The following is an 8,525-nucleotide window of genomic DNA, read 5'->3' on the forward strand; positions in this document are numbered from 1 at the left end:
CTCACAAGCCCCATGTCTTTAGACTGGGTGAGTTGACGAACTGATGTATACTGGTAAAAAGTATATATCAGTTTTTGTTTGCAATAAATTGGTGCAACTTCTTAGATGATTTGGTAAAATAGGTGTGATATTCTGAGGGGTGAGCTAACGATAACTATGATTTATGGAAATGGAATAGATATACAAGAAATAAGGAAAATTCAAAAAGCGCAAGAGAAGCGTGAGAGTTTTGCTAAACGTATACTAACTGTAAATGAGTTAGCTATATTTGAAAAATATAAAGGAAATCGAAAGTATGAATTTTTAGCCGGTCGTTTTTCTGCTAAAGAAGCATTTAGTAAGGCATATGGAACTGGAATTGGAAAAAAGGTTGGTTTTCAAGATATTGAGATTTTAAATGATAGTCAAACTGGAAGACCAGAAATTGTAAAATTCCCTGGAGATAATAAATTGCAAGCCAAGATTTCGATTTCTCACTCTGGTGAATATGTAGTTACAGAAGTGATATTAGAAAAATTAACATGGCAGACTAAGATAAAAAAATTCTTAATTAAGCAAAAGTAAGAGAGAAGAAGTGTAGGAATGGTAATTGGAAGACATCGCAATACGCGTGCTATAATTAGCCTAGAAGCAATTAAGCATAATGTAGCAACCCAAATTTCAAAATTAAAGGATGGTCAATCTTTATTTGCAGTAGTTAAAGCAAATGCTTATGGGCACGGAATGATTCCTGTAGCCAAAGCTGCTAAAGAAGCAGGAGCTAACGGCTTTTGTGTGGCTATTATTGATGAGGGAATAGCTTTACGAGAAAGTGGAATAAAAGATCCGATTTTGATCTTAGGTGTAAATCCAGCGAGTGAAGCAGTTTGTATGGCTAAACATGATTTGTCTGTGGCTGTAGGGACTTTAGAATTTTTGACTGAAGCTCAAAAGCTACTTCAAGAAGAAAAACAAAGCTTAAAGATCCACCTAGCATTAGACACAGGTATGGGAAGAATTGGCTTTAGAAATACTGAAGATTTGAAAGAAGCTGTTGATTTTATTGAAAAACATTCTGATCAATTAAAGTGTGAAGGAGTATTTACACATTTTTCAACTGCTGATAGTAAGGACCCAGCATATTTTGAAAAGCAATCTCAAAAGTTTGATGAGTTAGTGGGAGTATTGAAAAAGAAACCAAAATATATTCATCAAGCTAACTCAGCTACAGCTCTATGGCATCCAAATTTTGAAGGAAATCTAGTAAGAATGGGAATTTCAATGTATGGATTAAATCCTTCTGGCGATGTGATTGATGAAACTTGGAATTTAGAGCCAGCATTAAGTTTGGAAAGTGAATTAGTAGCAGTTAAAGAAGTAGAAGCTGGTTCATCCATTGGTTATGGTGCTACCTATACTAGTTCTCAATCAGAATGGATTGGAACTGTGCCAATTGGTTATGCTGATGGTTGGTTAAGAAGAATGCAAGGTTTTAAAGTTTTGATTGATGGTCAATATTGTGAAATTGTCGGTAGAGTTTGTATGGATCAATTTATGGTTAGACTACCTAAAAAGTATGATCTTGGTACAAAAGTAACTTTAATTGGAGAAAATAATGGTAAAGTTATTACAGCTCAAGATGTGGCCAACTATGCCGATACAATTCATTATGAAATTATGTGTAATATAACGGAGAGAGTTCCAAGAATTTACAAGTAGTAGGTAAAAGAATATCTTAATTATAATGTAAGGCGAGGTAATTTTTATGATTAAGAAAAGTGTAAAAGCTATTATTAAAGATAAGAATTTTGTAGAATATTGTAGTTTTTATTCTGTTGACAGCAATGAAGTTGTAAATGATGATAGTTTGATGAATCACATCCAAGAAAACCAGACTAGCTTGGAACAACTGATAGCTGGTTATATGGAAATGGGAGCTTTAAATCAAGAAATTTGTGGTGAATTTTGGAATTGTGAGTGTTCTTCAGATCATGCAGATGAGTTAAAAGAATAGAGTGGAGTCGATGATATGAGTGATTTTGAGGTGAAACGTGGGGATATCTTTTTTGCTGATTTATCACCTGTAGTTGGTTCGGAACAAGGGGGAGTTAGGCCAGTATTAATTATTCAAAATAATATTGGTAATAAATTTAGTCCTACAGTAATAATTGCTGCAATAACTTCAAAAATCTCAAAGCCAAAAATGCCTACACATATAGGATTAGTTGCTAAAGAGGTTGGTTTGGAAAAAGATTCAGTAGTATTACTAGAACAGTTACGAACGATTGATAAGCAAAGATTAAAAGATAAAGTAACACATATAGATGAAAAATTAATGCAGAGAGTCAATAACGCACTGAAAATCAGTGTGGGGTTGGCCTCTATACATAAAAAATGAGGATGATTAATCTTTTATGGTTAATCATCCTCTTATTTATTTTAAAAGAAATTAAGTTGTTCAGGTGGTTTTGGACCTAAATTATCAAATGTTATATTTAGGAATTCTTGTAATTTTAAGGCGTTAGGAGCAGCGTCTTTACCAGAATTGTTATTAAAGATTATACAAATTTCTTTAGTGTCGCTCTGTAATTTTTGAATTACTTGTTTAAGTTCCAACAACTCATCATCAGAATAGCGATACAATGTACGTTTGGCACGCCAATTTTTTCCGGGATTTTCCCAACCTTCAATGTTACGCCCATGTAATCTGAAAAATGTTAGATCAGGATTAGTTATAACTGGGAGAAAAGGAACCGAAGAGTCTAGACGAGATGGTTCATCAGCAATAACTAAAGTAAAACCTAATTCTCGACAAAAATTAACTAATTTTTTAGTATCGTTATACCAACTTTTATGTCTAAATTCCAGAGAAATAGAAATATTTGGCAATTTCTGCCTTAAATAACGTAAATAATTAGTACTTTTCTTGTTTAAAGTAAAGTACGGCGGAAATTGAAATAGTACAGTTTTTAATTGATTTTTATCTATTAAAGGTTGTAAACTCTCCAGAAAATTATGAAAAGTTAAATTAATGTGCTGAATATCACTTTGTTCATGTAAGGTTAGAACTTTGTTAGCTTTGACAACAAATTGAAAAGATTCAGGAACTTGAGCCTGCCAATTTTCAACAGTGGAAATTCTAGGAATGCCATAGAAAAATGTATCTAATTCTACTGTTGGAAAGTAAGCAGAATATTCGGAAAGTGTAACCGGACGATCTTCATTGTGAATCAAAGCAGGATGTTCATTCCAAGTTGTTAGACCTAATGTTATCAAATAATCACATTCTTTACTTAATTATTATTAAATAGACTAGCCAATTTAGCAGCCATTTCAGGATCAAGATTATCAGCGAAAGTACTGCTACTTTCTTCTTTTTCTTGCTTCTCTAGTTTTTTATTGATTTCAAATTGGTGTTTTAAAGCATCAATTACAGCTTGTTCTCCCGTTTCAACAGGATTGAATTCTAAGGTGCCACCAGCTGAATCTGAGTGGCCACCACCATTAAAATATTTTTCAGAGAAGGAAGCAACATCTAACTTACCGTTACTACGTAAGGAAATACTGCGATTGTCTATTACTAGTGCGGCATCGACTGGATGATTCTTTAATAAAGCATGAGCAATTTCAGACTTATAATCACTAGCATAAACAATTCCAAAACTGTGGCCATCAAGTTCAAAGGTAAGCACACTTTTGAGGTGTTTATCTAAATAACGTTGTCTTCTACCATTTAAGGTATTAATCAAAAGACTGTTGTTTTGACGATATTGTTCCCAACTAGTCCCAAAGACTTCAGTGACAAACATTTCTGAACGACTTAATGGATAGAACCAGAACAACTGATTTAATTCGTCAGCAGCTAAACGTGTAGCACTGTCCATGTTAGGATCATTTTTCCAATCCCATGTATCATAAGCGCGGATAAGTTCTACTAAGTAACGTAAGTCATTTTGACGTTTACTAGGAATATTACTGAAATTAACATTTTGACTTACCCAATCCCAGACTAAACTTGTTGCACTAGGATTAATATCTGTATTAGTAGGTGTAATACAGTTTTGACGATATTTTTGGCGAAGTTTTTCTTCACTCTCATGGTGATCAAAAATTAGCCAATGATTTGGGAAATGTTGTTCAAGTTGTTGGAATGAGTAGTCACTATCAGGTGTCATGTCAGCGATGAAAACATCGGTATATTGGTGTAATGAAGGTTGACGAAACCAGTAAGATAACTCTCTATCTAAATTTCCAGCTGAACAAGTGGTTAGGTCAAAGGTAGCATTTTTAAATAAGTATGGTTGAAGTGTTTTAAGTAAAACTGGTGCACCAAAACCATCTAAATCATTGTGTGAAAATATTTTAATATGTTGTTTGTTTGCCAAAGTAATTTTCCCCCTAAATTAAGATACCATTACAGTGATCTATTTCGTGTTGGATAATCTGTGCATTAAAGCCTTCAAAAGTAGCATGAACTTTTTGAAAAGATTGGTTCAAGTAGCTAACTTCAATCTTATTAAAACGAGTGGTTTCACGTTCACCAGTTAAAGAAAGACAACCCTCAGAAGTAGAATATTTTTGAGATTTTTTAGTTATTACTGGATTAATCATAGCAACAATTAAAGGACCAAATTGACACGCAATAATACATTTATTTTTACCAATCATGTTAGCGGCCATGCCAACACAATGATCACGATGATAGGTTAAAGTATCAACTAAATCTTGAACGATTGCTATATCATTTTTTGAAGTAGGTGTACTTTTTTTAGAAAGAATTTTAACATCGTGATTTATATCTCTTATCATGAGTAAACCCCATTTCTAGCGTATTTCTATTTTATTATAGCAAAAGTTGGGTTATATTGGTTAAAGAAAAGTAAACGGCATATTAAGAGGTTAGATGTGATGGAAGAAGAATATATTCAAAATTTGAAAAACTATTTAGTGGAATTCGATAAATTACCAATAGCTAAAAAGAAAATAACTGCTTTACTTGAAGCTGATAACTGTTATAAGAAAGGTAAGATTCCAATTAAATCGTTGCCTAATTTAGAATTTACGGAAACAGAGATTTTAGAACATTTAACAGAATTCCCAAATATTATGGAACTAGAGAGTCATTTACTAGACTTTAGAGAATATATAATTGAAGAATATGGAATCTGGCATATATATTCGCAAGAGTGGTTACAAGATTTAAAAGCCTTTTTGGCGAATGAACAAACGTTAATGATAATGGCTGGAAATGCAGTGTTAGGGAAATTTTTGAAAAATATTATTTGTACTGACAATTTAGATTGGCGTCATCAAGACAACGAACGTCCTAATCCTTGGACAGATGTAGAGCAGTTGGATGCCTTAGAAGCAGTAAAAAAGTATTTAAATAATGTGTCTAATATCATTATAGAATGGTGTCCAGATAGTACTGATACAGATATCAAAGTATTGCATTATTTACGTCAGAAAAAATGGAAAGGAAATTTGATAGTGATTGGAGAAAAAATGGGTGCTACAAACTCGAAAGCTTTTTGGAAAGAGGCTCATCTTGAAAGACCAGTTGACTTGAATCGACATCATAAGGCATTTGATTTTATCAAAGATCAAGTTTATTTAGCTAAATAATAAAATCCCTTATATTATGGAGAAAAAACTGCCATGATATAAGGGATTTCAAGCTAGAAATGGAAAAGTAATTGTATCAAAAGAAATAGTATCTAAGTAGATAATACTTGCCTCACCATCAATATGAATAGGTTGATGAGAATTGATAGTTATTTTAAATTCTTTTCCGTGTTGGTGATGCCAATTTTTACTACTAGGATTTTTAAACGGTAATATTGTACGAAGAAAATTAATTAAAAATTCTAGTTTAGTACTTTTTTCTAAGATAATTACATCAATACTCTGGTTAAAAACACTAGCTTCAGGAACTAATTTAACTCCACCGCCAAAGAAAGGGTGATTAGTTATCGTACATAAAAAAGTTTTTTTATATTTCTGGACAGAGGTTCCATCATTTTTAAACAATGTAGGAAAAAATTTTTGAATAATAAGTGCTTTTAAGAAAAAGGATGCATATACTAAAGCTCCTAAATGGATTTTATTCAACAACATTTTTAATTTAGAATGATTAGCTGAATAAACAATTCTAGCATCAAAGCCAATACCAACATTATTTAAAAAGTAGCGTTCTGTATCGTTTATTTTAACTTTTCCAACACAAATTTTTTTAATAGTAGCTTGATGATGAATATATTCCCAAGCTTTAAGAGGGTTAGAAGGAAGTGAAATTGCTCTAGCAAAATCATTTCCAGAACCACAGGCAATGTAGCTTAAAGGATTTTGTAGATGACAATCAATTAAAATATTTAGAATTTCATTAATTGTTCCATCTCCACCAAGTACAACAATTATATGATTTTTATCAACAGTGTTTAAAATCATTTCTTGATTAGATTCTTGGTTTGGAAAAGTATATTTATGAGTATAAGAAATACCTTGTTCTTGTAATGTCTTTCTTATTTTTTTCCATGCTGCTAGTCCACGACCATTGCCAGCGATAGGATTGATAATAAAGAAATATTTTTTTTCAATCATATTTTCCTCCAAATACACATAAAGCTATTATATAGTAAAAAATTTAATTGGACTAGAAAAAATATAGTATAACAAAAAGAAAATTTAGTCTTTTTCCAATACTAAAAATCATATCTATGATAATATAAACATAGAAATATAAAGGAAGGAAGCGTTTAATATGACAGAAAAAATTTTCACTTTAGATGAGTTAAAGAATTATGATGGTAAGGAAGGTCGCAAAGCATATATTGCAGTTGATGGTGTTGTTTATGATGTTACTAACGTTGCTGCTTGGCAAGGTGGGACTCATCACGGAAATAATGCTGGAAATGATGTTTCGGATAGAATCGTCAAAGCACCACATGGTAAGTCAACATTAGAAAAATTAGAAATTGTAGGAAAATTAGGATAGTAAAAAAGCATCTACTTATTAATCTAGTTATGATTAATAAAGCAGATGCTTTTTACTTGAAAAAAATATCAAATACATTATTTTTATATTGATTTTTAAGCTTATAATAGCGATAACGTAATTTGGAGTCTTGTAAAATATCCTTCTTTTGAACTTTACCAGAAATTATATCTCTAAATAAGCGACAATTTTTTTCATCTAAAGAGTGAAGAAATGCCTGAATAGCTTCTTTCACCAGAATATTCTTATCAGGAGCGTGATTTTTATAATCAGAACCAATGACGACTTCTTTTAAGTTAGAAGACAATTGTTCGTAGGAGGTTGATTCCTTTTCGGATTTACGCTTATAGGCATGTTCTAGTCGGTAGAGGGAATTATATTTATTGCGAAGATTAATCTGAAAATAATATCCAAAAGTAATATTAGATGGCAACCTATACCGTAAGGCTGAGGAATAACAAACAATTTTAGCTTCTTGAATTAAATCGTCTCGTTCGTAAAAAGTAAAATGATAACTATTTATTAATTTAAAAACAAGGGGAGTATATTTTTGAAATAGTTTGTTAAAATTATCATTGCTAGGTTGTTCTTTGAAGTTCTCTAAAAGAATATTATCTAAATTTAAATTCACGCCACATCCTCCTTTAGAGAAGAATATAGCATATATCAAAATATAATGATGTATATTTTTTTACATAATTATATGTTAGTATCTTCTATTTCATCTAAAGCTGATGTAATATCGCTAAAAGAAAATCCTTGCTTAAAAAGAGCTTGTTGAATCTTAAATTTTCTCTTCTTAATATCTAAATTGTCATAACGTGACCAAAGTTTATTGGCTTTTTCCAATAAAATCTCACGTTCTGTATCATCATCAAAAATTAAATCTAACTCTTGAATGATTGTATCAATAATGTCATAGGAAAATCCCTTTGTTAGTAAGGCTTGTTTAATTTTATTTTGTTTATTACGATATGAATCATGACTATAGCGATTAGCTAGTTTTTCAGCTAAAGTGACACCTTTTTTTACTTGTAACTTGTCAGTGTAAAGAATTAAAGCATCTTCAGCTATATTATCATCAACTCCTTTTTTTAAGAGATTAAGTTTAATAACTTTAGGTCCCTTGTCAGAAGTATTCATCATAGTTCTAACATAACTTTCAGCGTAATTTTTATCATTAATTAAATCCAGATCAATAAGCTTGTTGATAATTTCAGGAATATAATCTTCATGAATATCAAGAGAGCGTAATTTATCTTCGACTTCTTTTCTAGTACGGAGTTGATAGGATAGATAATTTAAAGCAGCATTATAGCCCTTAGAAATGTCATCAGCTAATTTAATTTCTTCTATTAAATTTTCGTCAAGTTCTTGTCCTTTATGTAAACGATACTTAATTAGGACACTTTCACTAACTGGAAATGCATACTTATCATTAATATAAATATTGAAACGGCCAGCTTTCTTTTGAGTTTGAATCATCGTTATTTTCTTAACCACACAATCAACCTTCCTAAATCAACTAATATTTACTGTTATCATGTTATAA

The 8,525-nt window shown here is 31.2% G+C and carries 12 protein-coding genes; 6 read left to right on the forward strand and 6 right to left on the reverse strand.

Annotated features, from left to right (window positions below; all coding sequences use genetic code 11):
- The first annotated feature begins 156 nt into the window (after positions 1 to 156).
- Genes acpS through FC55_RS09480 form a run of 4 tightly spaced genes read left to right on the forward strand, consistent with a single transcriptional unit; the run spans position 157 to position 2,377 of the window.
- Positions 157 to 564 (forward strand): holo-ACP synthase, encoded by a 408-nt coding sequence (acpS, locus tag FC55_RS09465; RefSeq protein ID WP_003699585.1) that lies wholly within the window; start codon positions 157 to 159, stop codon positions 562 to 564.
- Between the two features lie 18 nt (positions 565 to 582).
- Positions 583 to 1,698: an alanine racemase gene (gene alr, locus FC55_RS09470; protein ID WP_003699584.1), complete on the forward strand. Its 1,116-nt coding sequence runs from the start codon at positions 583 to 585 to the stop codon at positions 1,696 to 1,698.
- 46 nt (positions 1,699 to 1,744) lie between these two features.
- Positions 1,745 to 1,993, forward strand: coding sequence for a hypothetical protein (locus FC55_RS09475; RefSeq protein WP_003699582.1), 249 nt, complete (start codon positions 1,745 to 1,747; stop codon positions 1,991 to 1,993).
- 15 nt (positions 1,994 to 2,008) lie between these two features.
- On the forward strand, positions 2,009 to 2,377 hold the full coding sequence (locus FC55_RS09480; protein WP_003699581.1) for a type II toxin-antitoxin system PemK/MazF family toxin: 369 nt from the start codon (positions 2,009 to 2,011) through the stop codon (positions 2,375 to 2,377).
- A 41-nt stretch (positions 2,378 to 2,418) separates the two neighbouring features.
- Here the strand turns inward: FC55_RS09480 and FC55_RS09485 are convergent, their stop codons facing one another.
- From FC55_RS09485 to FC55_RS09495, 3 genes are read right to left on the reverse strand one after another with little or no spacing between them, the layout of a single operon-like run.
- Positions 2,419 to 3,255 (reverse strand): DUF72 domain-containing protein, encoded by an 837-nt coding sequence (locus FC55_RS09485; protein WP_003699579.1) that lies wholly within the window; start codon positions 3,253 to 3,255, stop codon positions 2,419 to 2,421.
- A gap of 17 nt (positions 3,256 to 3,272) precedes the next feature.
- Positions 3,273 to 4,364 carry a hypothetical protein gene (locus FC55_RS09490; protein ID WP_003699578.1) on the reverse strand — a complete coding sequence of 364 codons (1,092 nt, stop codon included), beginning with the start codon at positions 4,362 to 4,364 and terminating at the stop codon, positions 3,273 to 3,275.
- A gap of 13 nt (positions 4,365 to 4,377) precedes the next feature.
- Entirely contained in the window at positions 4,378 to 4,788 is a 411-nt protein-coding gene (locus FC55_RS09495) for a peptide deformylase (protein ID WP_003699577.1), read from the reverse strand.
- Between the two features lie 99 nt (positions 4,789 to 4,887).
- On the opposite strand from FC55_RS09495, the gene FC55_RS09500 reads away from it, so the two are divergent.
- A complete protein-coding gene (locus FC55_RS09500; protein ID WP_003699576.1) occupies positions 4,888 to 5,604 on the forward strand; it encodes a hypothetical protein in 717 nt (238 codons plus the stop codon).
- A 48-nt stretch (positions 5,605 to 5,652) separates the two neighbouring features.
- Here the strand turns inward: FC55_RS09500 and FC55_RS09505 are convergent, their stop codons facing one another.
- Positions 5,653 to 6,579 carry a diacylglycerol/lipid kinase family protein gene (locus tag FC55_RS09505; protein WP_003699574.1) on the reverse strand — a complete coding sequence of 309 codons (927 nt, stop codon included), beginning with the start codon at positions 6,577 to 6,579 and terminating at the stop codon, positions 5,653 to 5,655.
- Positions 6,580 to 6,739: 160 nt separating this feature from the next.
- Here FC55_RS09505 and FC55_RS09510 point away from each other — a divergent pair, with 160 nt between their 5' ends.
- Complete coding sequence (locus tag FC55_RS09510) at positions 6,740 to 6,973, forward strand: cytochrome b5 domain-containing protein (protein WP_003699572.1); 234 nt, start codon at positions 6,740 to 6,742, stop codon at positions 6,971 to 6,973.
- A 52-nt stretch (positions 6,974 to 7,025) separates the two neighbouring features.
- Here FC55_RS09510 and FC55_RS09515 read toward each other — a convergent pair whose 3' ends face one another.
- Both FC55_RS09515 and recX read right to left on the reverse strand, forming a co-directional pair.
- Positions 7,026 to 7,604 carry a sigma-70 RNA polymerase sigma factor region 4 domain-containing protein gene (locus FC55_RS09515; protein ID WP_035149550.1) on the reverse strand — a complete coding sequence of 193 codons (579 nt, stop codon included), beginning with the start codon at positions 7,602 to 7,604 and terminating at the stop codon, positions 7,026 to 7,028.
- A 68-nt stretch (positions 7,605 to 7,672) separates the two neighbouring features.
- On the reverse strand, positions 7,673 to 8,476 hold the full coding sequence (gene recX / locus FC55_RS09520; protein ID WP_003699568.1) for a recombination regulator RecX: 804 nt from the start codon (positions 8,474 to 8,476) through the stop codon (positions 7,673 to 7,675).
- Between the last annotated feature and the right edge of the window lie 49 nt (positions 8,477 to 8,525).

Origin of the sequence: Ligilactobacillus salivarius DSM 20555 = ATCC 11741 (assembly GCF_001435955.1) — a bacterium.
In the GTDB taxonomy this organism is placed as follows: domain Bacteria; phylum Bacillota; class Bacilli; order Lactobacillales; family Lactobacillaceae; genus Ligilactobacillus; species Ligilactobacillus salivarius.